This window comes from Stenotrophomonas sp. YJH_SMC_36 (genome assembly GCF_059369935.1).
Window position 1 is genome coordinate 641,078 of record NZ_JCAFTD010000002.1, and the last position, 23,135, is coordinate 664,212.

20 protein-coding genes are annotated in these 23,135 nt (G+C 67.8%); 8 read left to right on the forward strand and 12 right to left on the reverse strand.

The genetic code is table 11. From position 1 onward, the window contains the following. Positions 1-71: 71 nt before the first annotated feature. Both AC5P76_RS06185 and AC5P76_RS06190 read right to left on the reverse strand, forming a co-directional pair. Positions 72-2,495 (reverse strand): putative bifunctional diguanylate cyclase/phosphodiesterase, encoded by a 2,424-nt coding sequence (locus AC5P76_RS06185; RefSeq protein WP_262219277.1) that lies wholly within the window; start codon positions 2,493-2,495, stop codon positions 72-74. 149 nt (positions 2,496-2,644) lie between these two features. Continuing rightward, positions 2,645-4,579, reverse strand: coding sequence for a DEAD/DEAH box helicase (locus tag AC5P76_RS06190; RefSeq protein WP_111185813.1), 1,935 nt, complete (start codon positions 4,577-4,579; stop codon positions 2,645-2,647). A gap of 268 nt (positions 4,580-4,847) precedes the next feature. Here AC5P76_RS06190 and AC5P76_RS06195 point away from each other — a divergent pair, with 268 nt between their 5' ends. Beyond that, positions 4,848-5,069, forward strand: a complete 222-nt coding sequence (locus tag AC5P76_RS06195) for an RNA-binding S4 domain-containing protein (RefSeq protein ID WP_014036469.1) — start codon at positions 4,848-4,850, stop codon at positions 5,067-5,069. Between the two features lie 11 nt (positions 5,070-5,080). Here AC5P76_RS06195 and ubiM read toward each other — a convergent pair whose 3' ends face one another. The 4 genes from ubiM to AC5P76_RS06215 form a co-directional block, all read right to left on the reverse strand. After that, positions 5,081-6,259 carry a 5-demethoxyubiquinol-8 5-hydroxylase UbiM gene (gene ubiM / locus AC5P76_RS06200; RefSeq protein ID WP_495222700.1) on the reverse strand — a complete coding sequence of 393 codons (1,179 nt, stop codon included), beginning with the start codon at positions 6,257-6,259 and terminating at the stop codon, positions 5,081-5,083. Positions 6,260-6,339: 80 nt separating this feature from the next. After that, positions 6,340-6,729, reverse strand: coding sequence for an MAPEG family protein (locus tag AC5P76_RS06205; protein WP_053518762.1), 390 nt, complete (start codon positions 6,727-6,729; stop codon positions 6,340-6,342). An 11-nt stretch (positions 6,730-6,740) separates the two neighbouring features. Continuing rightward, positions 6,741-7,295, reverse strand: a complete 555-nt coding sequence (locus tag AC5P76_RS06210) for a DUF4019 domain-containing protein (RefSeq protein ID WP_111185817.1) — start codon at positions 7,293-7,295, stop codon at positions 6,741-6,743. 58 nt (positions 7,296-7,353) lie between these two features. Beyond that, positions 7,354-8,517 (reverse strand): COG3904 family protein, encoded by a 1,164-nt coding sequence (locus AC5P76_RS06215; RefSeq protein ID WP_111185819.1) that lies wholly within the window; start codon positions 8,515-8,517, stop codon positions 7,354-7,356. A gap of 160 nt (positions 8,518-8,677) precedes the next feature. Between AC5P76_RS06215 and AC5P76_RS06220 the strand changes: the two genes are divergently transcribed. From AC5P76_RS06220 to AC5P76_RS06230, 3 genes are all read left to right on the forward strand, one after another. Beyond that, complete coding sequence (locus tag AC5P76_RS06220) at positions 8,678-10,156, forward strand: DNA-3-methyladenine glycosylase 2 family protein (RefSeq protein WP_111185821.1); 1,479 nt, start codon at positions 8,678-8,680, stop codon at positions 10,154-10,156. Continuing rightward, positions 10,153-10,644: a methylated-DNA--[protein]-cysteine S-methyltransferase gene (locus tag AC5P76_RS06225; protein WP_253118996.1), complete on the forward strand. Its 492-nt coding sequence runs from the start codon at positions 10,153-10,155 to the stop codon at positions 10,642-10,644. The genes AC5P76_RS06220 and AC5P76_RS06225 overlap by 4 nt, the downstream gene beginning before the upstream one ends. 108 nt (positions 10,645-10,752) lie before the next feature. After that, entirely contained in the window at positions 10,753-12,003 is a 1,251-nt protein-coding gene (locus AC5P76_RS06230; protein ID WP_253118994.1) for an alkaline phosphatase family protein, read from the forward strand. A gap of 198 nt (positions 12,004-12,201) precedes the next feature. Here the strand turns inward: AC5P76_RS06230 and AC5P76_RS06235 are convergent, their stop codons facing one another. Next, the gene (locus AC5P76_RS06235; protein ID WP_004150462.1) at positions 12,202-12,381 is read right to left on the reverse strand and encodes a 30S ribosomal protein THX; all 180 of its coding nucleotides are present in this window, start codon (positions 12,379-12,381) and stop codon (positions 12,202-12,204) included. Between the two features lie 110 nt (positions 12,382-12,491). After that, positions 12,492-12,905, reverse strand: a complete 414-nt coding sequence (locus AC5P76_RS06240) for a MerC domain-containing protein (protein ID WP_053518754.1) — start codon at positions 12,903-12,905, stop codon at positions 12,492-12,494. A gap of 134 nt (positions 12,906-13,039) precedes the next feature. Here AC5P76_RS06240 and AC5P76_RS06245 point away from each other — a divergent pair, with 134 nt between their 5' ends. The 4 genes from AC5P76_RS06245 (at position 13,040) to AC5P76_RS06260 (ending at position 18,932) form a co-directional block, all read left to right on the forward strand. Continuing rightward, the gene (locus AC5P76_RS06245) at positions 13,040-15,247 is read left to right on the forward strand and encodes a TonB-dependent receptor (protein WP_197571876.1); all 2,208 of its coding nucleotides are present in this window, start codon (positions 13,040-13,042) and stop codon (positions 15,245-15,247) included. A 274-nt stretch (positions 15,248-15,521) separates the two neighbouring features. Continuing rightward, positions 15,522-16,088 (forward strand): TetR/AcrR family transcriptional regulator, encoded by a 567-nt coding sequence (locus AC5P76_RS06250; protein WP_053518751.1) that lies wholly within the window; start codon positions 15,522-15,524, stop codon positions 16,086-16,088. Then, on the forward strand, positions 16,088-17,761 hold the full coding sequence (locus tag AC5P76_RS06255) for an MFS transporter (RefSeq protein ID WP_197571877.1): 1,674 nt from the start codon (positions 16,088-16,090) through the stop codon (positions 17,759-17,761). Before AC5P76_RS06250 ends, AC5P76_RS06255 begins: the two co-directional genes overlap by 1 nt. A gap of 10 nt (positions 17,762-17,771) precedes the next feature. Then, positions 17,772-18,932, forward strand: a complete 1,161-nt coding sequence (locus AC5P76_RS06260; protein WP_111185833.1) for an HlyD family secretion protein — start codon at positions 17,772-17,774, stop codon at positions 18,930-18,932. Between the two features lie 74 nt (positions 18,933-19,006). Here AC5P76_RS06260 and AC5P76_RS06265 read toward each other — a convergent pair whose 3' ends face one another. From AC5P76_RS06265 to AC5P76_RS06280, 4 genes are all read right to left on the reverse strand, one after another. Beyond that, positions 19,007-19,498, reverse strand: coding sequence for a Fur family transcriptional regulator (locus AC5P76_RS06265; protein WP_053517393.1), 492 nt, complete (start codon positions 19,496-19,498; stop codon positions 19,007-19,009). A 33-nt stretch (positions 19,499-19,531) separates the two neighbouring features. After that, positions 19,532-20,935, reverse strand: a complete 1,404-nt coding sequence (gltX, locus tag AC5P76_RS06270) for a glutamate--tRNA ligase (RefSeq protein WP_053517391.1) — start codon at positions 20,933-20,935, stop codon at positions 19,532-19,534. Between the two features lie 90 nt (positions 20,936-21,025). Next, entirely contained in the window at positions 21,026-22,624 is a 1,599-nt protein-coding gene (locus AC5P76_RS06275) for a M20/M25/M40 family metallo-hydrolase (RefSeq protein ID WP_262101112.1), read from the reverse strand. A gap of 98 nt (positions 22,625-22,722) precedes the next feature. Next, positions 22,723-23,133 (reverse strand): hypothetical protein, encoded by a 411-nt coding sequence (locus tag AC5P76_RS06280; protein WP_065181152.1) that lies wholly within the window; start codon positions 23,131-23,133, stop codon positions 22,723-22,725. Positions 23,134-23,135 lie beyond the last annotated feature (2 nt).

The window sequence follows — 23,135 nt, forward strand, 5'->3', positions numbered from 1 at the left end:
CGTCGCCCCTGGCGTGCATTATCGCAGCCGTCCGTGGCATGCAGGTGTAGACAATCGTCGCGGACCAGCGTTCAGCCTGCGGCCGGCGGGCCCTTCACCGCCTTCAGCCTGACCGGCCGCAGGTCGGTCAGGGTCATCCGCTCCAGCGGCTGCGGCCGCTCGATCGCATAGCCCTGCAGCCCCTGCACGCCCAGCCGGGTCAGCGCCCCCGCCACCTCGCTGCTCTCCACCCACTCGGCCACGACCTCCATCTGCAGTTCGCGGCCCAGTTCGGTGATCGCGCGTACGGTCGCGTGACTGACCGGATCGACATCCATGTCGCGCACGAATGCGCCGTCGATCTTCAGCATGTCGGCCGGCAGCTGGCGCAGGTAACCGAACGAGGACAGACCCGATCCGAAATCGTCCAGCGCCAGCCGGCAGCCACGCGCCTTTACCGCATCGATGAACGCCCGCGCCTGGCTCAGATTGCTGATCGCGGCCGTCTCGGTGATCTCGAAGCAGAGCTTGGACGCCAGTACGCGGTTGCGCTCCAGCAGGTCGCAGACGAAAGCCAGGAAGCTGGGTTCGGCGATCGACTGTGCGGACACGTTGACGTTGCACAGGCCGAGCTGGCGCACATGCGCCGGGCACACCTGCAGGTGCCGGAACAGCAGGCCGAGCACATGCCGGTCCAGTGTCACCGCCATGCCGTAGCGCTCCACCGCCGGCATGAACTGGCCGGGCAGATGCAGCGTACCGTCGCTGTCGCGCATGCGCACCAGCACCTCGTAGTGCAGATAGCCCGGGTCACCCACCCGGGCGATGCGCTGCGCGTACAGCAGCATGCGGTTCTCGGCCATCGCCCGGCTCACGCCCTGCAGGCGCTCGGCCTCCAGGCGCCGTTCGTCCAGCGCCATGCGGTCCTCGTTGAAACAGTGCACGCGGTTGCGACCGGCCTGCTTGGCTGCGTAACAGGCACTGTCGGCTGCGCTCATCAGCCAGTTGACATCAGGGGCCTCCTGGCTGACCTCGACCACGCCGATGCTGCAGCTCAGCTGCAGGCTGCCTTCGCTGATCGGGAATGTGGCCTGGCCAAGATTGCGGATCACCCGCTGCAGCACGCGCTTGGCCTCATCCTGGCCCGCATGGGCCAGGAACACCGCGAATTCGTCGGCACCCAACCGGCCAACCCAGTCGCCCTCGCGCACGGCGGCGACCAGATAGTCGGCAAAACCGCGCAGCATCTGGTCGCCGGCGGCATGGCCGAAGCTGTCATTGACCAGTTTGAAATGGTCCAGATTGATGTAGCACAACGCATGCGTGCCCCCCTCGCTGCGCACCTGCAGCAGTGCACGCTCGAGCAGGCGCTCGATCTCGCGCCGGTTGATAAGGCCCGTCAGCGGATCGTGGCTGGCGTGGTGTTCGATCTCGCGGGCCAGCGCATGGTTCTGGCTGACATCCTCGACAATCGCGAACACCGACAGCCCGCCACCGGTGTTGCGCACGCCGGTACCGCTCCAGCGCCCCCATACCAGGCTGCCGTCGCGACGGCGGAAGCGCAGCTCGCTCGGCCGCAGCTGCCGCTCCCAGTCGATCCGGCCAACACCGTCGATGACCAGCTCTCCTTCCATCAGCAGGTCACCCAGCGACATCTGCAACAGCGCGTCACGGCGATGGTCGAGGATGTCCGCCATCGCCTGGTTGGCTTCCAGCACCCGGCCGCCGGCATCAAGCTTCAGCATGCCGACATTGGCCTGGTAGAAGGCTGCGCGGAAGCGGCTTTCATGCTCCGTCAGATCCTTGCCGACCCGTCGCGCCAGGGCGACGGCCATCAGGCTGATCGCCAGCACCGACAGGCCGCCGACAACCAGGGTCGCCATCCTTACAGCGGCAGCCATCCGCAGCAGCGCCTGCGAAAACGCCTGCGCCTGCACCTGCAGCCGCCGGTCGAGATCACGGAGCTGCTGCAGGTACCGGTCGCGCGCGGCGACCGGCAGTGGACCGTCGGCATGACGATGCTGCAGTTCATCGACCAGCCGGTGCACGGCCATCAGGTCGTCGTCGGTCGCCCGCCAGAGGGCGGTCGCTTCACGGAAGGCGCCGAGGTCACGGGCGTGACGGAATGAAAAGATCAGCCGCGGCACATCGGCACGCGCGTTGCCGCCCTGCAGGAAGCCCTGTCGGGCACGCTCGATATCCGGTCTCGGCTGCTCCAGCGCCAGGCGTCCCTGCAGGTCCCCCATCGGCACGCGCAGGGCCTGGCGGGCGTCTTCCAGATCGCGGGCATCCCCCCGCGCCAGGTAGCGGCTGAGAGCGGCCGTGGCGTCCTGCTGGCCACGCGACCAGTAGCCCTGGCCGGCGATCCACGCCGTCGAAGCCGCCTGCAGTTCCTGGATCAGCGCCGACAATGCGACCAGCCCGATCGCCATGCCCGTCAACAGCGCAAACCTCAGCCCCAGCCCACGGGACATGGGTACCCGGCGGCTGTGAATGTCCGTGCCACTCCTACCCATCCCGGATCCCCCCGAATGTGCTGCGGTGACAACCTCCCTTCGAACCGGCCCAGCCTATGACCCTGAATGTGTGGGCGGTGCGAAACCGGGGTCCACAAACGAGCAACGCCAGCCCGGGGGCTGGCGTTGTCGATCACGGCAGGTCTGGCTCAGTAGCTGCGCGGGCCGCGCGGCTTGAAGCCATCACGACGCGGCGGACGGCCGTCACGGTCGCCACCCGGACCACCCGGGCCACCTGGGCCGCCACGACGCGGGCCACCCGGGCCACCCGGACCCCGCTTGTCGAAGCGCGGCTTGAACGGACGCGGTGCCGGATTGATCTCTTCACCGGCAGCCAGCGGACGCATCTGCAGCTGCTGGCCGGACACCCACACCTTCTGCAGGTGGGTCAGCACGTCCTGCGGCATCTGCGCCGGCAGGTCCAGCAGCGAGAAGTCGTCGTGGATGTCGATGCGGCCGATGTAACGGCTTTCCAGGCCGGCTTCGTTGGCGATGGCGCCGACGATGTTCGCCGGCTTCACGCCATGCTGGTGACCGACCGAGATGCGGTAGGTCTCCATGCCCTGCTCCGGCGCACCGCGCGGCGGAACTTCACGGCGCGGACGCTGCTCGAAACCCCCTTCGGCGTCGTCACGGCGGGGACCACGCTCGAAGCGCGGGCCACGTTCGTTGCGGTCGAAGCGATCGCCACGCTCCGGACGATCGCCCCGGTCGAAGCGCTCGCGCGGCGCACGCTCTTCCCGCGGGGCACGCACCGGCGGCTGCAGCAGGAACGGGGTGTCGCCCTGCAGCATCTTCGCCAGCGCGGCAGCAATTTCGATGGCCGGCACGTTCTGCTCGTTCTCGAAGCGCTCCAGAAGCTGGCGGTAGAAGTCCAGGCCGCCGGCGCCGAGCGTTTCGCTGATGCGCGAGGTGAACTTGTTGATGCGGGTATCGTTGACCGCTTCCACGCTCGGCAGCTGCATCTCTTCGATCGGCTGGCGGGTGGCGCGCTCGATCTGGCGCAGCATGCCCTTCTCGCGCGGGGTCGCGAACAGGATCGCCTCGCCGCTGCGGCCGGCACGACCGGTACGGCCGATGCGGTGCACGTAGCTTTCGGTGTCGTACGGAATGTCGTAGTTCAGCACGTGGCTGATGCGCTCGACGTCCAGGCCGCGGGCGGCAACGTCGGTGGCCACCAGGATGTCCAGCTTGCCTTCCTTCAGCATGGCGATGGTGCGCTCACGCTGGGCCTGCTGCATGTCGCCATTGATGGCGGCAGCGGCCAGGCCCCGGGCCTGCAGCTTGCTGGCCAGTTCTTCGGTACCGGCCTTGGTACGCGCGAAGATGATCATCGCGTCGAACGGCTCGACTTCCAGGATGCGGGTCAGCGCGTCCAGCTTGTGCATGCCGCTCACCCACCAGTAGCGCTGGCGGATGTTGGCCGAGGTGGTGGTCTTGGCCGCGATGGTGACCTCGACCGGGTCCTGCAGGTAGGTCTGCGCGATGCGGCGGATCTGCGGCGGCATGGTGGCCGAGAACAGGGCCACCTGGCGCTGCTCCGGCAGCTTCTTCAGCACGGCTTCGACGTCGTCGATGAAGCCCATGCGCAGCATTTCATCGGCTTCGTCCAGCACCAGGGTCTTCAGCTCGGACAGGTCCAGGGTGCTGCGGTCCAGATGGTCGATCACGCGGCCGGGGGTACCGACCACGATGTGCACGCCGCGGCGCAGGGCCGACAGCTGCTGGCCATACGGCTGGCCGCCGTACACCGGCAGCACGCGGAAGCCCGGGATCTTCGACGAATAGGACTGGAACGCTTCGGCGACCTGGATGGCCAGTTCGCGGGTCGGCGCAAGGACCAGCGCCTGGGGCTTGATCTGCTGCAGGTCGATGTTGGACAGTACGGGCAGTGCGAAAGCGGCGGTCTTGCCGGTACCGGTCTGCGCCTGGCCCAGCACGTCGCGGCCTTCCAGCATCGCCGGGATGGTGGCGGCCTGGATCGGCGACGGGGTTTCGTAGCCGATGGCGGTGACCGCCTGCATCACGGGCTCGGACAGGCCGAGCTGCGCGAACTGCAGCGGCGCTTGGGAATCTTGGGACATGGGGAACTCCGAAGACACTGCCGTCTTCCTGGCAGTGCGATAAAAAAGGTGATGGTCCGCGCTTTGGGCGCCCTTCTTATCGCGTGCCCTGGCGCTGCTCGGTCGGAGGAGATTTCACTCGCTCAGAGCGGAATGATACCGCATTGATCCTGAACGAGGCGTACAGCTTTCCCCTTCGCGTGCCGTCAGGCCCCGTGCTGGCGCACAATACGCGCCCTCTTCCCGGCCCGGCCGCTGGCCTGCGCCCCTTCCCAGGAACCCCCGCTCCATGCAGATTCTCGAATTCGACCTCGACGGTGACTACGTCGAACTCAAGCAGCTGCTCAAGCTGGCCGACCTGGTCACCAGTGGCGGCGAGGCCAAGATGGTCATCAGCGAGGGCCAGGTACGGGTCGACGGCGAAGTTGAACTGCGCAAGGCCTGCAAGATCCGCGCAGGCCAGGTGGTCGAATTCGCCGACAGCCAGATCCGGGTGCTGGCGGCCGGCTGATCTGACCCTGTTCAGGCCACGCGCTGGGTCAGGTGCGAGGCGATCAGCTGCCTGAACGGTGCCACGCCCTGGGCGACACGCAGGCCCGCTGCCCGCAGCAGCCGCGCCGGGCGCCGATCATCGGTGTACAGGCTGGCGATCGCATTGGTCGCCTCGTACAGCGGTCGCGCCGCCATCCGATGGCCACGCTGGTAGCCGGCCAGCATGCCGGCCGCGGCGATGTCCGCACCGCGGCGCTGCTGGCCGGCGATGCCCCGCGCCAGGCGCTGGGCACTGGCCAGGCCCAGGTTGAAGCCATGGGCGGTGACCGGGTGCATGCCCACCGCGGCATCGCCGATCAGCGCCGAGCGCTCGCCTGCGAAATGGTGTGCATAGACACCCACCAACGGATAGGCCTGCGGCGTAGCGACCGGCTGCATGCCCCCCAGCCGATGCTCGAAGAAGCCGCTGACGGCCTCACCGAAGGCTACCTCATCCATCGCCAGCAGATCCTCGATCCGCCGCGGGGGCAGCGTGATCACCGCAGATGCCTGGCCTTCGTTGAGCGGCAGCAGCGCCATCGTACGACCGTAGCCGAACCACTCCCACGCGGTGTGGTGATGGTCGCGTTCGACGCGCATGCGGCACACCAGCATCGACTTGCCGAAGTCGCGCATCTGCGCACCGATGCCGAGCATGCGCCGGGTTGCGGAGAAACGGCTGTCCGCGGCCACCAGCAACCGCGCATGCAGCCTGCTGCCGTCATCCAGCGCGACCACATGGCCCTGCGCATCGGCCTGCACGCCCTGCACCTTGCGCCCGTCGAACAGCTCCAGGCCGTCCTGGCGCTGCACCGCGTCCCACGCCGCACGGCGGATCAGATGATTGGGCACCAGCCAACCCAGCGGCTGACCATCGACCTGGCTGCTGGCGAAGGTCAGTGCGAACGGCGAGCCGCCGTTCATCACCTTGGCATCGCGCAGTTCGGAAATCTCGGCCTCCGGCAGCCGTGCCCACAGCCCCAGCTGCTCCAGGCTCTGCCGCGACGCGTGGGTCAGCGCGATCTCGCGGCCGTCGAACGCCGCTTCGGCGAGCGCCTGGCGTGGCTGCGCTTCGATCAGCCCGACCTGCAGCCCGCTGCCGGCCAGCGCGCGTGCGAAGCACAGTCCTGCCGGCCCCGCGCCGACCACCACCACATCCATCCTGCGCATGCGCGCCTCCCACCATCGATCCAGTCGCAGCCAGCATAGCGCCGCGCAGCTGACCGGCCTTGATCTGGATCAGGCCCGGCTCACAGCAGTGCGAACACCAGCGCCAGGATCGACAGCAGCGACACCAGCCACACCAGGCTGCGCACGTAGGGCACACCTGCGGCGTACAGCGGCAGGTAGACCACCCGTGCCCAGAAGTACGCCTGCGCGGCCAGTGCCGTGGTCTCGCTGCTGCGACCGGCCACCACCACCGCGATCGCGGCGGCGGCGAAGAACGGGAACGTCTCAAGGAAGTTGGACTGGGCCCGTTGCAGCCGCCCTGCCAGCGGGCTGAGTGGCCGGCCCTGTTCGTCGCGTGCCGACGCGTTCCACTTCATGCCCCGCTCGCGGGTCACCACCGTGGAGGTGGCGAAGATGTAGACAAACCCCAGCAGCGTCGACCACGCCAGCATTGTCAGTTCGGCCGCCATGCTGTTCTCCTTCAGGGTCCGGGTGCGCGCAGGCTGTAACCGGCCAGGCGCCAGACCTGGTCCTCATCGAAGCGGAACGAGACCAGTTCGCGCACGGGCTGCGCACTGTTGGCGAAGCGGGTCGGGAAGCTGACATTGATGTACAGGCCTTCGGGCACGACGGCGCCGGCCGCGTACTTCACCCGGGTAATGGACGGTTGGCCGCGACCACTCAAGGCCCCCAGACGGGTGCGATCGGCGGTCAGCTGGCTGATGAAGGCCGGCTTGGTCACCGCGCGCCGCGCTACGGCTGATGCGCCATCCCACAACTCGCCCGCGCGGTTGGCGTCGACCATCTGCGCGGCCCTCAGTGCGGCCGCCCCCATCTCCGCGTCCTGCTTCTGCACCTGCGCCTGCTGTGCCGGGCTGAGGGCCGGTGCGGGCGGCCGTGCCGCTGTCGCCGGTGGCGCGGCGGCCGGCGCACTCGGCGCCGGGCGCGCCGGCGCCGGAGCCGGCGTGGCGGGCGCGGGCACCTGGGCGAATGCAGCAAACGGCAACAGGGACAGCAGCAGGAGCGCGCGCTTCATGGACACCACCGGTTCATCGGAAGGAACCGCAGTCTACGCCAGCCGGGTGAGGCGTTTGTCAGCGCAGCGGCACGCTGCCCTGGGTTGCTTCGGCATCGGCCTGTGAGGCCTGGGTCTCCGTCTCCACTGCCGGCTGTTCCGCCACCGGAACCTGCGGCGGAGGAGACGGTGGCAGCGTGGCCACGTCGATCTCCGACAGCGGGCTCTCCTCGGGGCAGACCGGATCGGGAAAACCGAACCGCTGCTTGAGCGACTGGCCGCAGCTGTTGATCGATTCCATGTCCGCACCGTCGCGCTTGCACTGCTGGTCGAAGGCGATCAGGAACGCGTCCTTGCGCTGCACGAAATCGTCGCCACACGCGCGCATCTGCTTGATCCGTTCCAGGTCGTCCTGCACCGCATTGGTGCCATCCAGGCCGAACTGCCGCAGTTCCTCGGGGGTCAGCAGGCGCAGGCTGCGGTTGGGCACGGTCATCATCAGATCAGCAACGCCCACCGCCACACCGTTGCGCTGCAGATAATCCTTCACGTTGTCGTAGACCTCGTGCAGCTCGCGGTTGAGCTCGGCGCGCGAGGTCGCCTTGGAGCTGATGCGCATCATGCGGTGGATGCCGACCTTGCCGGTCAGCAGGCGGTTGTCGCCGGCCGCGAGCACGAACACGCAGGCGCTGTGGCAGATCGATCCTTCGCGCACCCAGATGGTCCAGCCCGATTCGCCGATGCTGTCGCCGGCAATGATCGCCGACTCGACCTGGCCACCACTGGAGTCGAGATCGAGGATGCGCTTGTGGATCTCCAGCGCGTCGGCCACCACGGCCAGGCGCCACATCATTTCGGCGAACCCGGGATTGATCTTGCCGTTGTAGCGCACCCGCAACAGGCCCCGTTCGGCACACGGCTGCAGCGCCTGGCTGATCTGCTCACGCTGCAGCCCTTCCAGCTCCACGCCGTCGCCGCCTTCGGCCGCGTAATCGGTGCTGCAGCTGACCCAGGCCCGGCCGTTCTCCAGCTGCGCCTGCGGCCACGGCCGATCAGCGCGGCTGCGCGGCGGGGACGGCGGTGGTGGGGCGTCGGCGGCATTGATCGACACCATGTTGTCGCCATCACTGGCCGGTGCCCGTGCCGCCTTGTCAGCCGCGGTCACGTTGCCCGGATTCTCCAACTGGCTGCAGCCCGCAAAGGCCAGGCACAACAGGGGCAACCAGCGGATCAAGGCGGACATCGGGCAACCGGATTTCGCAGGAACAAGGATCACAGTCTACCTGCCCGGCGCGCGCATTCAGCACGTGGCACTGAACCGGTTCTGACCCCGGATCGCGACCCGCTGCATCCATGTCCGAATCCGGCGAGTATCCTCCACATGAGCGGCCTAGACTGGGCGCATGAACACCGCCCTCGTCCTCGACACCGCTGCCTGCGACCGTGCCCGCCTCGCCCGTGACGCGCGCTTTGATGGCGTGTTCTTCACCGCCGTGCGCAGCACCGGCATCTACTGTCGGCCGGTCTGCCCGGCGCCGCCGCCGAAGCCGCGCAACATCACCTATTTCCCGAGTGCGGCCGCAGCCACTGCCGCCGGTTACCGGCCCTGCCTTCGCTGCCGTCCCGAACTGGCGCCGCAGGCACAGCAGGCGCTGGCCGGCCAGGCCGTGCAGCGGGCGCTGGCGTTGATCCACGGCGGCTTCCTGCAGGAGCAGCCGGTTGCCGGACTGGCTGCGAAGATCGGCCTCAGCGCACGCCAGCTGCAGCGCCTGTTCGTGGAGCACCTGGGCGCCACGCCCGGCCAGATTCACGCCACCCACCGCCTGCTGCTGGCCAAGCAGCTGCTGACCGAAACCACCCTGCCGGTCACCGACGTTGCGCTCGCGGCGGGCTACAACAGCCTGCGCCGCTTCAACACCGCCTTCCTGCAGGGCTGCGGGATGGCGCCGACCACGCTGCGCCGCCAACACGTCCCGCTGGCCGCCGATGACGGTGGCCTGGTGCTGCGCCTGGGCTACCGGCCTCCGCTGGATTTTCCGCGCATGCTGGCGTTCCTGCGCAAGCGCAGCCTGCCGGGCATCGAACTGATCGGCGACGACAGCTACCAGCGCGTGCTCGGCACGCCTGAACGACCCACCCTGCTGCGCGTGACGGCTGATCCGAAGCGGCCGGAACTGCGCCTGCAGTTGGGTGCGGTCGATCCGCGGCTGATACCGGACATCGTGCGACGCGTGCGGCGGGTATTCGATCTCGATGCCGACCTGCAGCAGGTGCATGCCGCGCTCGGTGAAGAGCCGCTGCTGGCGCGCGGCATCGCCGAACGCCCTGGCCTGCGCGTGCCGGGCGGCTGGGATGGCTTCGAGGTGGCGGTGCGTGCCGTGCTCGGCCAGCAGGTCAGCGTTGCGGCAGCGACCACCTTCGCGCGCCGGCTGGTCGACGCGCATGGCGCCCACCTGCCGGGCATGCCGACGGAGTTCGACCGCCAGTTCCCCTCTCCCTCGGTATTGGCGGACGCCCCTCTGGAATCGATCGGTCTGCCACGCAGCCGCGCCGCCACCGTGCGCGCACTGGCCGCAGCCTGCGTCAGTGGCCAGCTCGACTTCGGGCCCGGCCAGGCACTGGAGGAATTCGTCGCCCGCTGCGTGGCCCTGCCCGGCATCGGCCCGTGGACGGCGCAGTACATCGCCCTGCGCGGCCTGGGCCAGCCCGACGCGTTTCCTGCAGGTGACCTGGTGCTGCAGCAGGTGCTCGGCCATGCCCAGGGGCAGCGCCTGAGCGAACGCGCCACCGAAGCGCGATCCCAGCCCTGGCGCCCCTGGCGCTCGTATGCGGTGCTGCATCTGTGGCATCTGTCCGGCACGTTCGTTGGAGAACCGACATGACGTTGTTGTTCGACCGTTTTGACAGCCCGATCGGCGAGCTCACCATCGCCGGTGACGAACGTGGCCTGGCCCACGTGCTGTTTCCTGAAAACCGCCACCCCGCGCGCGGACGCAGCGACTGGCACAATGCGCCCGGCGCGTTTCCCGAGGCCCGCGAACAGCTGCTGCAGTACCTGCATGGCGAACGCAGCACATTCGATCTGCTGCTGGCACCGCGCGGCACCCCGTTCCAGCTGCGCGTGTGGCATGCCCTGGCGTTGATACCGTTCGGCCAGACCTGGAGCTACCTGCAGCTGGCGCAGCACCTGGGCCAGCCCAGTGCGACGCGCGCGGTCGGCGCCGCCAACGGCCGAAATCCGCTGCCGATCATCCTGCCCTGCCATCGCGTGATCGGCAGCAACGGCGCGCTGACCGGTTTCGGCGGCGGGCTGGAGACCAAGGCAGCACTGCTGCGGCTTGAGCAACGCCAGGTACCGCTGTTCGCCTGATGGGAGATCGGGGTCAGATCCCTTTTCCCGCGGGAAAGGGATCTGACCGCGGACGGTCCTGGCGCGCCGTGTCTTGGGCGCGTCATTACCTCGCACTATGATGGGCGGATGACTTCCGTACGCCTGACCTGCGCGCTGGTGCTGCTGCTGCCGTTGGCCGCCTGCACCACCGCACCCGCCCCGACCGCCACCGTCTCCACGCCTGCGGCAACGGCCGCACCGCCGAAGCTGCTGCTGATCTCCATCGATGGCCTGCGTGCCGACGCGCTGGACCGCGGGCTGACTCCGAACCTGCAGCGGATGATCGACAGCGGCGTGCGCGCACGCTGGATGACGCCCTCCTATCCCTCGCTGACCTTCCCCAACCACTACACCATCGTGACCGGTCTGCGCCCTGACCATCACGGCATCATCCACAATGCGATGGACGACGCATCGCTGGGCAGTTTCGCGCTGAGCAACCGCGAGGCGGTCACCCGCAGCGACTGGTGGGGCGGCGAGCCGATCTGGGTCAGCGCGGAGAAAGCCGGCGTGCGTTCCGCGACCTGGTCCTGGCCGGGCAGCGAAGCGGAGATCAAGGGCGTGCGCCCCAGCCAGTGGCTGGCGTATAACGACAAGGAACCGTTCGAGCAACGTGTGCAGACCGTACTGGGCTGGCTGGCACGCAGCGATGCCGAGGCGCCGCGCCTGGCCACGCTGTACATGGAACACGTCGACAAGGCCGGGCATCACCATGGGCCGCAGTCGCAGCAGTACACGGCAGCCATCGTGCGGGCCGACCAGGTTGTCGGCCAGGTGCTCGACGGACTGCAGCAGCGTGGCCTGACAGCCACCACCAATGTGATCGTGGTTTCCGATCACGGCATGGCCGCGGTGGGCGAAGGCCAGGTGATCGCCACCGAGTCGATGGTGGACCCGGCCATCGCACGCAACGTCAGCCAGGGCCAGTCGGTCGGCTTCGCGCCGGTCGCGGGGCGTGAAGCCGAGGCCGAACGTGCCCTGCTCGGCCGCCATGCCCACTACGAATGCTGGAAGAAGGAGAACCTGCCTGCGCGCTGGCATTACGGCACGCATCCACGCATACCCGCCATCGTCTGCCAGATGGATGAAGGCTGGGACGCGCTGACCCGGGACTGGATCGCCAGGCGCGATCGTCGCGACGGCGGCTCGCACGGCTACGATCCGGCGCTGCCGTCGATGCGTGCGGTGTTCGTGGCGAGCGGCCCGTCGTTCCGCCAGGGGCTGCTGATCGACGGCTTCGACAACGTCGATGTCTATCCGCTGCTGGCGCACCTGCTGCAGGTTCCAGCCGCGCCGAACGACGGCAATGCCGAGACACTGAAGCAGACGCTGCGTTGATCGGGCGTCTCCGCCGGGCATGGCCCGGCGCTACTACGGCAATGGGGCGTCGGATGTCTCCGCCGGGCATGGCCCGGCGCTACCGTGCCAATGTGGGTAGCGCCGGGCCATGCCCGGCGAACGCGGCGGCCGCAACGACACGCATAAAAAAACGCGGCGCCAGGCGCCGCGTTCTTCGTTGACCCATCGGCCGGCCGATCAGGCCTTGGCGACGGCCTTCTTCGCCACGGCCTTCTTCGCCGGAGCCTTGGCCACGGTCTTCTTGGCGACCGGGGCAGCGGCGCCTACGGCGACCTTGCTCGCGGTGTGCGAACGGGCGTTGCCGTAGCTGGCGTTGTAGCGCTTGCCCTTGGCGGTCTTGCGGTCACCCTTACCCATGTCTTCAACTCCTCAAATGTGAAATCTGGTTACCCCGTGCTGACACGGGTTCGGCGGGGCCGCCTTGCTGGACGCCCCCGCGCACGATCGGAAAGCCTATCACGGAGCGCCTAGTGCGCGCAGCTGGCGTCGTGTACGTGGCTGTGGTTGAGCCGCAGATTGACCAGATGGGCAACGCCAACCAGCAGACCGCCAATGGTCATCACCACCGCGTGCGGCACGGCATTATGATGCAGCGGGTCGTACAGAACCCCGGCCCACAGCGCGACCAGCCCGGGAATCAGGAACGCCAGCGCGCGCAGGGCGCCATGCCGGCGGTAGCCCCAGACAAGGCTGAACAGACCCAGCAGGGTCACGAACACGACCAGCGCCTGTTCAACGCCATCGCTGAGCCAGAACGACAGGCCCAGCGAAGGCGCTGCGGCCAGCAGCACCGGAATCACCGCACAGTGCACTGCGCACAGCATCGATCCGGTGGCACCGAAACGGTCGAGCAGATGGCGCAGGTGGGAGGAGAGGGACATGACTTCCAGCAGGGTCGGCGAATCGTTATGGAATAATATAACATCCCTTCCTGGTCCGCACGATCTCCTCTCCCCCTGTCCCGCGACGGGATACGTGCGCTTCACAATTGATACACAGTAACAAGGACTTCTCGATGCCCGCCCCTTCCCTGCGGTTCAAGCCGCACACCCTCGCCCTGGCGCTCGCCGCGCTGCTGCCGTCCGCCGCATTCGCCGCAGGCGACGACGATGCGCACCGTGACCGCCACCTGACCGAGCTGTCGTCGGTGCAGGTCACCGCCTCGCCGCTGCAGGGCGACGCCGAGTCGCTGGCACGCCCGGTCGAAGTGCTCGCCGGCGAGCGCCTGGACGAACAGAAGGCAGGCACCCTCGGCGATACGGTGGCCAAGCTGCCGGGCGTGCAGAGCACCTTCTTCGGCCCCGGTGTCGGTCGTCCAATCATCCGCGGCCAGGAAGGCCCGCGGGTGGCCGTGCTGTCCAACGGCATGGGCAACATGGATGCCTCCACCGTCAGCGCCGACCATGCCACCAGCATCGAACCGTTCCTGGCTGATCAGATCGAAGTGCTGAAGGGCCCGGCGACACTGCTGTTCGGCAGCGGTGCGATCGGCGGCGCGGTCAACGTCGTCGATGGCCGCATCGCCCGCGAGCTGCCCGACCGTCCGCTCAGCGGCCGCGCTGAACTGCGCGGTAACTCCGTCAATGACGAACGCAGCGGCATGTTCCGCCTCGACGGCGTCAGCGGCAACGTCGTGCTGCATGTCGACGGCCTGGTGCGCAACGGCGACGACTACCGCATTCCCGGCTACGCGGTGATCGACAGCCTGGAAGACCACCACGAAGACCATGACCACGACCACGCGGGCGAGGAAGGCGACGAGCCGCGCCGTGGCCGCCTGGACAACAGCTCCATCCGCACCCGGGCCGGTGGCGTGGGTGCCACCTGGCTGGGCGAGGGCGGCTACTTCGGCGTGTCGGCCAGCACCTATCGCACCAACTATGGCATCCCCAATGGCGCCCACGTCCACGCGGACGGCGACGATCATGACCACGATCATGATCATGATCACGGCGAGGAGGAGGAAGGCGGCGACGAGCATGACGTACGCATCGACATGGTGCAGAACCGCTTCGAGACCAAGGCCGGCATCTACAACCCGGTCTCGTTCCTGAAGAACATCAATGCCCGCGTGGCCTACACCGACTACGAGCATGTCGAGCTGGAGGCCGGCACGCCCTCCACACGCTTCACCAACCGCGGCATCGAAACCCGCCTGGAAGCCGTACAGCAGCAGGTCGGTGGCTGGGACGGCGCCTTCGGCGTGCAGTTCGGCAACAGCGATTTCGGCGCCAAGGGCGAAGAAGCATTCGTGCCGGACACCGGAACGAAAAACATCGGCCTGTTCGTGCTGCAGGAGAAGCAGTTCGGCCCGTTCAAGCTCGAACTCGGCGGCCGCCACGACCAGGTCAAGCTGGACCCGACCGGCGATTACCGCCGCCGGCAGTTCGATGCCACCAATCTGTCCGCGGCCGGCATCTGGAAGCTCAACGACGCGGTCGACCTGCGCATCGGCGTGGACAGCTCCGAACGTGCCCCCACCAATGAAGAGCTGTATGCCGCTGGCGCGCACATCGCCACCCGCTCGCTGGAAATCGGCGATGCCAACCTGAAGACCGAGCGCGGCCAGCGTGTCGAGCTGGGCATCCACACCCACAGCGATCGCCTGGACTTCTCCGCCTCGATCTACCAGACGAAGTTCAAGGACTTCATCTACCTGGCCGACACCGGCGTCACCGAAGGCCTGCCGGTGCGTGCATGGACGCAGCAGGATGCGGTGTTCAAGGGTGCCGAGGCGGAGGCCTTGGTGCATCTGTTCGAAGGCGTCGCAGGCGACTGGGATCTGCGCCTGTTCGGCGATTACGTGCAGGCCAAGCTGGACGGCAACGGCAGCCGCAACCTCGACATCGCGGTACCGCACGGTGACCACAACCACAACTACACCGTGGAGCTGGCCAACACCGGCTACCTGCCGCGCATCGCCCCGGCCCGCGTCGGTGCCGACCTGCGCTGGGCGAAGGACGGCTGGCGCGCGTCGGTGGGCGCCGTGCGTTACAGCCGGCAGAAGGACGTGGCGCAGAACGAAGAGCCGAGCGACGGCTACACCCTGGTCGATGCGCACTTGGCCTACCGCTGGGATCGCAACGACAGCAACAGCTATGAGGTGTTCCTGGATGGCAGCAACCTGACCAACCGTGAAGTGCGCCCGCACACCTCGCTGCTGCGCGACTACTCGCCGCTGCCGGGCCGCGGTGTCGCATTCGGCATCCGTGCGTACTTCTGACCCCTCCAGCAGCAGGACGCCGTTCCACTGATCCCTGACGACGCTCGTTGTCGTTCTCTCCCGGGGGGCCTGCTGGCCCCCCGCTTTTTTTGGACCCGGTACGGCTTCGGACATTAGCCGCGCCGTGACGCTATCGATATGGCCTGGTGGCACCTCCCACCTGCCATGGATACGAATTCACACACCGATCACAAAGATGTGCGTAGGACAACAACCGGACAATCCCGTCACTCAATGTCTCGCACATCGGACACTTCTGTCCGAAAATGAACCCATGACCGCTCAACGCGCTGATGCCGCTGCCCGCCGTGCCCTCATTCTCGACGCCGCCGACCATGTGTTCGGGCAACACGGCGTCACCGCTCCGCTGGACCTGGTGGTCGAACGCGCCCAGGTGGGCCGGGCCACGCTGTACCGCAATTTTCCCGACCGCACCGCGCTGATCCAGGCCCTGCTGCAGCGTGCGGTCGACCGTATCCGCCGCCAGGTGGAGCAGCTGGGCGACCGTGACGACGCCCTGTTCGAGGTGTTCGAGGGGATGGCCCAGCGCATCATCGATTCACCTGCGCTGGCCGATTACTGGCGCGCCGTTGATTCGGACGTGCCCTCCATGCGCGCCGCGCGCGAGACCGTACGCGACCTGCTGGAAGCACCGATCCAGCGGGCCATCGCCGCAGGCCTGTGCCGTCCCGATCTGGAAAAAACGGATATTTCACTGATCTCCGGCATGCTGGGAGCGGCCCTTCGCGGCAAGACCCGTGACGAGCGCGCCCGTCTGGCCGGGCGTGCCCTGCAACTGCTGCGCGGAGGACTCCAGGGAGCAGCCAGCGGAGCACGCTGATGGTGCAGCCGTATCTGAAGCCGGTGCCGGACTGGGAGGAGCATGAGAAGCCGACCATGCCCGGATCGGCTTCGATGCCGTGGCACCCACCCTACCGGCGTGCAGCCTATGCCCTGGTGTCCCTGCTGGTGGCCATCACCGGCGGCCTCGGCAATGCGCTGGTCACCGCCAACCTGCCGTTCCTGCAGGGGCAACTGCAGCTCACCCCGACCCAGGGCAGCTGGCTGGTGGCCGCTTACGCGATGGTCAACGTCACCGCCAACCTGCTGGCCTTCAAGTTCCGCCAGCAGTACGGCATCCGCCTGTTCGCCGAGATCGGCCTGGGGCTGTATGCCGCGCTGGCCGTGCTGCACCTGTTCGTGGGCAGCTTCGAAACCACGATGCTGACGCGCGCGGCCAGCGGTTTCGCCGGTGCGGCGTGTTCGACGCTGGGTACGCTGTACATGCTGCAGGCGCTGCCGCGGCGCTTCACCGGCAACCTGCTGGTGATCGGCGTCGGTCTGTCGCAGCTGGCAGTTCCGCTGGCCTGGATCGTGTCGCCCGGCCTGGTCGATACCGGGCAATGGCACCAGCTGTATTCCTTCGAAGCAGGGCTGGCGCTGTGTGCGTTCGCCGCGGTGGTGGTGCTGAAGCTGCCGCCAGGCGTGCAGATCAAGGCCTTCGAGCCCATGGATTTCCTCACCTTCAGCCTGCTTGCCCCGGCGGTTGCGCTGCTGGTGGTGGTGCTGGCCCAAGGCTACACGCGCTGGTGGCTGGACACACCGTGGCTGGGCTGGGCGCTGATCGCCTCGATCGCATTGTCGACCACCGCCTTCATCATCGAGCACTACCGGCGCAATCCACTGCTGCAGACGCGCTGGCTGGCCAGCCTGCCGGTACTGCACTTCATCGTGGGTGCGTTCCTCATCCGCTTCCTGACCACCGAGCAGTCCTACGGCGTGGTCAGCCTGATGCGCACGCTGGGCATGGGCCCGGACCAGCTGCGCCCCTTGTTCGTGGTGATTCTGGCAGGGGTTGTCACCGGCATCATCGGTACCGCCGTGACCTTCGGCCCGAAGCGGCTGATCCCGCAGCTGCTGATGGCGATCCTGCTGCTGGGTTCGGCGGCGTTCTTCGACCAGAACCGCACCAGCATGGACCGTCCCCACGATTTCTACCTCAGCCAGTTCCTGGCCTCGGTCGGTGCCGGGATGTTCATGGGCCCGCTGATCATGCTGGGCATCTCCGCCGCCCTGAAACAGGGTGTGGACCACATGATCACCTTCCTGGTAACGCTGTCGATCACCCAGACGCTGGGCGGGCTGGCCGGCTCGGCGCTGCTGGGAACCTTCCAGCTGCATCGCGAACAGCTGTATTCCAGCGCGCTGACCAGCCAGCTTGATCCCGCCGACCCGGTGGTGGCGCAGCGCCTGCGCATCCAGCAGCAGCTGTACGCCGCGCAGATCACCGATCCGGTGCTGCGCAGCGCGCAGGGCACCGCGCAGCTGGCACAGACGACGCGCCGCGAGGCCAATGTCCGTGGGTTCAATGATGTGTTCACCCTGAGCGGCTGGCTGGCGATCGGCTTCCTGTGCTGGTTGCTGCTGCTGTCGCTGCGTACCGCCGTGCTCAAGCAGTGGCGCAAGCGCCATCCGCCCTCCTCCGCTGCGGCCTCCCCCGCAGCGCCCCGCTGAGTCCTTCGCCATGCCTCCCGTCCCGCCCCGTCCCGACGATGCCGACAACGTGACCCCACCGCCGCCAACCGATGCGGCACCTGCGCCCACGCCGGCTGAGCCGGCGGTCGCGCCGAAGTACCTCAGACCCAGTGCGCGCAGCGTGGCCGTGATGGTGGTGGTGGCCCTGCTGGGCATCGCACTGATCCTGCGCGCGTGGCACCTGTGGCCGTTTGCCAGCAGCGTGATGGTCACCGACAACGCCTACGTGCGCGGGCAGATCACGGTGATGGCACCCCAGGTCAATGGCTATGTGACCGAGGTGCTGGTGAAGGACTTCCAGCACGTGAAGAAGGGCGAACCCCTGCTGCGCATCGATGACCGCATCTATGCGCAGCGCGTGGCGCAGGCACAGGCCACGCTGGACAGCGCGCGCGCGGCGTTGGCCAACTCCGATCAGTCGCAGGCGCAGAACCGCGCGCAGATCGCTGCGGCCCAGGCCACCCTGTCCGCCGGCAAGGCCGAGCTTGAGCGCTCCCGCAACGAGCTGAAGCGATACGAACAGCTCGCCGCACAACGCCTGGTATCGATCAATGACCGCGACCGCTTCCGCACGACCCAGGCGTCGGCGCAGGCCAGCGTGCAGCAGTCACAGGCACAGATCCGCATCGCCGAGGAAACGCTGGTCTCCACCCAGGTGGCACGCAAGAGCCTGGAGGCACAGGTGGAAAGCGCACAGGCGCAGCTGGAACTGGCACGCATCGACCTGGCCAATACCGTGATCCATGCGCCGCGCGACGGGCAGATCAGCGAGGCCAGCGTGCGCACCGGCCAGTACGTGGCCGCCGGCTCGCAGCTGCTGTTCCTGGTGCCCGACGCGCTGTGGGTGGTCGCCAACTACAAGGAGGGCCAGACCTGGCAGATGCGCATCGGCCAACCTGCGACGTTCGCCGTGGACGCGTTCCAGGGCCAGGTGCTGCGCGGCCATGTGGAGCAGATCGCCCCCGCCACCGGCTCGGAATTCAGCGTCCTGCGCCCGGACAATGCCAGCGGCAACTTCACCAAGGTGGTGCAGCGGCTGCCGATCCGGATCTCGATCGATCCGGGGCAGGAGCTGGCCGCGCGACTGCGTCCCGGCATGTCGGTGATCGCACGGGTGGATACGGCGGCCGAGCCTGCGCCGGCCCGGTAGGGTCGAGCTCGTGAAACGGGGTCAGATCCCTTTTGCCTTGGCAAAAGGAATCTGACCCCAATCCCACCGGCCGCTCAGCCTGCGCAGCGGGCGCAGAGTCCGTGCACTTCCAGCGTCTGCGCCTGCGGCTGGAAGCCGAGCTCCTTGGCCCGCTTCTCCAGCTGGCCGACGATCTCGCGGTCTTCCAGTTCCACCGCGCTGTGGCAGCTGTTGCAGATCAGGAACGGCACCGAATGCGCCGCACTGCTGGGGTGGTGGCAGGCCACGAAGGCATTCACCGATTCCAGCTTGTGCACGAAGCCATTGGCCATCAGGAAGTCCAGCGCGCGGTACACGGTGGGCGGGGCATCGGCACCCACGCCCTTGCCGTTGCGCACCCATTCCAGCAGCTCGTAGGCCTTGACCGGCTTGCCGGCTTCGGCGATCAGCTTCAGTACGTTGGCGCGGATGGGGGTCAGGCGCAGCCCGCGTTCGCGCGAGACACGCTCGACCACCGCCACGAAATCCGATGCGTCATGGACGTGGTGGTGGGGGGCGGTACAGGCAGTGGCAGTCTTGGCGGGCATGCGCGTTCTCCGGTTCGGCCTGGCAAGGATGCCTCAGACCGTTGCTACCTTGGTAATGGCCGCGTCGATGCGTTTCAAGGCCTGCTCACGGCCGGCCAGGTACACGGTGTGGGAAATGTCAGGGCTGACCTGGGTACCGGTGATGGCCACGCGCAGCGGCTGGGCGACCTTGCCCATGCCGATCTCCAGCGCGGCGGCCGTGTCGTGCAGGGCCGTGCCGACCGCTTCGGCCGTCCATTCCGGCAGCGCCGCCAGCAGTTCACGGGCCTTGCCCAGGGCGACCTCGGCCCCGGCCTTGAAGTGCTTGGCCACTGCGGCTTCGTCGTAGTCGTTCAGCGGCTGGTACCAGACCACGGCCTTCTCGGCCATTTCCTTCAGGGTCTGCACGCGTTCACGCAGGGCGATCACCACGTCTACCGGTGCCGGGCCCGCCGCCACGTCCAGGCCCAGCTTCTGCAGCTGGTAGACCAGGTGCGGCACGATGTCGGCCGGTTCCACGGTCTTCAGGAAGTGCTGGTTGACCCAGCCCAGCTTGGCCATGTCCAGGCGCGACGCCTTGGAGTTGCAGTCCTTCACATCGAACAGGTCGATCAGTTCCTGGCGGGTAAACAGTTCCTGGTCACCATGCGACCAGCCCAGGCGGGCCAGGTAGCTCAGCAGTGCGTCCGGCAGGTAGCCGGCATCCCGGTACTGCATCACGTCGGCGGCGCCGGTGCGCTTGGACAGCTTGGCGCCCTGCTCGTCCAGGATCATCGGCATGTGGCCGAACTTCGGCACCGGTGCACCGATGCCTTCGTACAGGTTGATCTGGCGCGGCGTGTTGTTGATGTGGTCGTCACCGCGGATGACCTCGGTGATGCCCATGTCCCAGTCATCCACCACCACCGCGAAGTTGTAGGTGGGATAGCCGTCCGGACGGAAGATGACCATGTCATCCAGTTCGCTGTTGGCGATCTCGATCCGGCCCTTGATCAGGTCATCGAACACCACCGTACCCTGCAGCGGATTCTTGAAGCGGATGACGCGGTTCGGGTCGTCCCGGTACGGCAGGCCCAGCTCGCGCGCGGCACCGTTGTAGCGCGGCTTTTCCTGCCTGGCCATGGCGGCTTCGCGCATCGCGTCCAGCTCTTCCCGGGTTTCATAGGCGTAGTAGGCCTTGCCGTCGGCAATCAACTGCTCGGCGACTTCCCGGTAACGGGCTACCCGGTCGGTCTGGTAGATCGGACCTTCGTCGTAGTCCAGGCCCAGCCACTCCATCGCCTCCAGGATGGCGTCGATCGCCCCCTGGGTGCTGCGTTCACGGTCGGTATCCTCGATGCGCAGCACGAACTCGCCGCCGCGGTGGCGGGCCTCCAGCCAGCAGTACAGCGCGGTGCGGGCGCCACCGATATGCAGATAACCGGTAGGACTGGGGGCGAAGCGGGTGCGGCAGGTCATGTGGGGCTCGAGGAACGGGAATTCCCCGATTTTACCACCAGCCCCGCGCCGGCACGGAGGGACGGACGGGGTCCGTCCCTCCGGCTCACGTCACGGCTGCGGCTCGGCCTTGCGCGGGAACGACTGCTCGCGCATCGCCGCGTTGTAGGCGAAGGAGGCCACGATGGCCGCTGCCTGCTTCAGATCTTCGGGCTCGGCGTGGTCCCAGGTGTCCAGGTGGCTGTGGTGGACATTGGTGAAGTAATCCAGCCGGTCCTGGATGAACTGGAAGCCGGGCAGGCCGATGCGGTCGAAGCTGATGTGGTCGGTGCTGCCGGTGTTGCGGGTCGCCACCGTGGTGGCGCCGACATCATGGAACGGGGCGAGCCAGGCCTCGAAGATCGGCATCGCCGCCAGGTTCTCCTGCGCGTAGATGCCACGGAAGCGGCCGGAGCCGTTGTCCATGTTGAAGTAGACCTGGAACTTGCTGTAGTCGCGGGTCTTGCGCAGCGGTCCGGTGGGGTCGCGCAGCGAGGCCGGCAACGCCTTCTGCGCAGCGTCCACCGGTTCCGGGAACTGGCCGAAGTGCTTGGCGACGTAGGCCTGCGAGCCGATCAGGCCCTGCTCCTCGCCGCTCCACAGCGCCACCCGGATGGTGCGCCGGGGCTTGGCACCGGTGGCCTTGAGGATGCGCATGGCTTCCATCATCACCGCCACGCCGGCCGCGTTGTCGGCCGCGCCGGTGCCGCTGTGCCAGGAATCGAGGTGCGCGCCGATCATCACCACCTCATCCGGCCTGCTGCTGCCCCGGATCTCCGCCAGCGTGTTGTAGCCGGGCTGATCGCTGTCGTCGGTGAAACGCGCGCTCACGTCCACCCGCAGGCGCACGGGCTGCTTGGCCTCCAGTGCACGCACCAGCGGATTGAAGTGCTCGGCGATCATCGCCAGCTCCGGAATGCCGACCGATTCCCCGGCCTTGCGCGAGCCACCACCGGCCACGCGGATGATGCCGTTGTCCCAGCTGCTGATGCTGATCGAGGCCAATGCGCCTTCCTCGACGAAGAAGGCGTTGACCTTGGCCGCCAGCGCCTGCCGCTCCTGGTACTCCTTCACCCGCTTGGCGCGCTCGGCGGTGGCGTCCTTGTCCTTGGGCAGGGTGAATTCCTGCAGTCCCTCCAGCGAGGTGGCGTCGTGACGATGCGAGTCCGGCTCGGTACCCCGCTTGTACTCGCGCGCCTCGCCGAGCAGCAGGATCTTCCCGCGCAGCTTGCCGCGGTACTTCTCGATGTCTTCCGGCTTCTTGATGTCCACCTGTACCAGCTCGCCCTCGACCGGTCCGCGGGTGCCCGGCGTCCAGGCCTTGGGCAGTGCGTGCAGCGGCATCACGCGGTCACCGAGCATCTCCACGCTGGCCGAGGTGAACTCCCAGCCACGGCCGAAGTCGTCGAACGCTTCGTCATGGACGTTGTCCAGTTTCCATTCGGTGAACTTGCTGCGGGTCCACGCGTTGGCACGCCCCATCGCCGGGGAGTTGGTCAGGCGCGGCCCGATGCGCTCGGTGAGATAGCTGAAGGTGTCCATCACCTGCGAGCGATGGAACGCCTCCTGGCGGATGCGGCTGACCATGTCCAGGTCCACCGGCTCGCGCTGCTGCGCAATCGCATTGCCGCTCATCGCCAGCGCAACCGCCAGCACACCCCACTTCAGCACATCCCACCCCTGCCCTTCGGCTCGATCATCAACCCCTCGAGTCTAGCCAGCGGGGGCGCTCGGCCCCCGTCCCATCGGTCATGGGCAGTGCAGACGCCTCATCCGCTCCAGCCCAGCCACAACTGGGCGCGCATGGGCAGCAGCAGCAACCAGTGCCGCCGGTCGATGCTGCTGCAGCCGTAAACCGCAGCATGCGCAGGCCAGTCGCCGGGCAGGCCGGCGATGCCGATCTCGGCCAATGCCCCCGGCCCGGCCTTCCAGGGCCGGTAGCGCGGCACCTTTCCACCCAGCACGCCGCGTCCCTGCCGTGCACCGTCCAGCCACTCCAGCCCCTGCCCCAGCACTCCTTCGCAGGTGGCCGCCGCCAGCTGGAAGCGGACCAGGCCGGGGGCGATCCGCGCCCCCGGCAGGGCCGCCAGCACGCCATGCGCCTGCAGCAGTGCATCCACTTCGAGCAGGGCCGGAATGCCCTGCTGGGCTCTCAGCCGCAATCCCTGGCGCCATCCCATCG

Excerpts from the sequence above, each read along its gene's own strand:
- AC5P76_RS06185 (WP_262219277.1), bottom strand. The coding sequence starts at position 2,495 with ATGGGTAGGAGTGGCACGGACATTCACAGCCGCCGGGTACCCATGTCC.
- AC5P76_RS06190 (WP_111185813.1), bottom strand. The coding sequence starts at position 4,579 with ATGTCCCAAGATTCCCAAGCGCCGCTGCAGTTCGCGCAGCTCGGCCTG.
- AC5P76_RS06195 (WP_014036469.1), top strand. The coding sequence starts at position 4,848 with ATGCAGATTCTCGAATTCGACCTCGACGGTGACTACGTCGAACTCAAG.
- ubiM (WP_495222700.1), bottom strand. The coding sequence starts at position 6,259 with ATGCGCAGGATGGATGTGGTGGTGGTCGGCGCGGGGCCGGCAGGACTG.
- AC5P76_RS06205 (WP_053518762.1), bottom strand. The coding sequence starts at position 6,729 with ATGGCGGCCGAACTGACAATGCTGGCGTGGTCGACGCTGCTGGGGTTT.
- AC5P76_RS06210 (WP_111185817.1), bottom strand. The coding sequence starts at position 7,295 with ATGAAGCGCGCGCTCCTGCTGCTGTCCCTGTTGCCGTTTGCTGCATTC.
- AC5P76_RS06215 (WP_111185819.1), bottom strand. The coding sequence starts at position 8,517 with ATGTCCGCCTTGATCCGCTGGTTGCCCCTGTTGTGCCTGGCCTTTGCG.
- AC5P76_RS06220 (WP_111185821.1), top strand. The coding sequence starts at position 8,678 with ATGAACACCGCCCTCGTCCTCGACACCGCTGCCTGCGACCGTGCCCGC.
- AC5P76_RS06225 (WP_253118996.1), top strand. The coding sequence starts at position 10,153 with ATGACGTTGTTGTTCGACCGTTTTGACAGCCCGATCGGCGAGCTCACC.
- AC5P76_RS06230 (WP_253118994.1), top strand. The coding sequence starts at position 10,753 with ATGACTTCCGTACGCCTGACCTGCGCGCTGGTGCTGCTGCTGCCGTTG.
- AC5P76_RS06235 (WP_004150462.1), bottom strand. The coding sequence starts at position 12,381 with ATGGGTAAGGGTGACCGCAAGACCGCCAAGGGCAAGCGCTACAACGCC.
- AC5P76_RS06240 (WP_053518754.1), bottom strand. The coding sequence starts at position 12,905 with ATGTCCCTCTCCTCCCACCTGCGCCATCTGCTCGACCGTTTCGGTGCC.
- AC5P76_RS06245 (WP_197571876.1), top strand. The coding sequence starts at position 13,040 with ATGCCCGCCCCTTCCCTGCGGTTCAAGCCGCACACCCTCGCCCTGGCG.
- AC5P76_RS06250 (WP_053518751.1), top strand. The coding sequence starts at position 15,522 with ATGACCGCTCAACGCGCTGATGCCGCTGCCCGCCGTGCCCTCATTCTC.
- AC5P76_RS06255 (WP_197571877.1), top strand. The coding sequence starts at position 16,088 with ATGGTGCAGCCGTATCTGAAGCCGGTGCCGGACTGGGAGGAGCATGAG.
- AC5P76_RS06260 (WP_111185833.1), top strand. The coding sequence starts at position 17,772 with ATGCCTCCCGTCCCGCCCCGTCCCGACGATGCCGACAACGTGACCCCA.
- AC5P76_RS06265 (WP_053517393.1), bottom strand. The coding sequence starts at position 19,498 with ATGCCCGCCAAGACTGCCACTGCCTGTACCGCCCCCCACCACCACGTC.
- gltX (WP_053517391.1), bottom strand. The coding sequence starts at position 20,935 with ATGACCTGCCGCACCCGCTTCGCCCCCAGTCCTACCGGTTATCTGCAT.
- AC5P76_RS06280 (WP_065181152.1), bottom strand. The coding sequence starts at position 23,133 with ATGGGATGGCGCCAGGGATTGCGGCTGAGAGCCCAGCAGGGCATTCCG.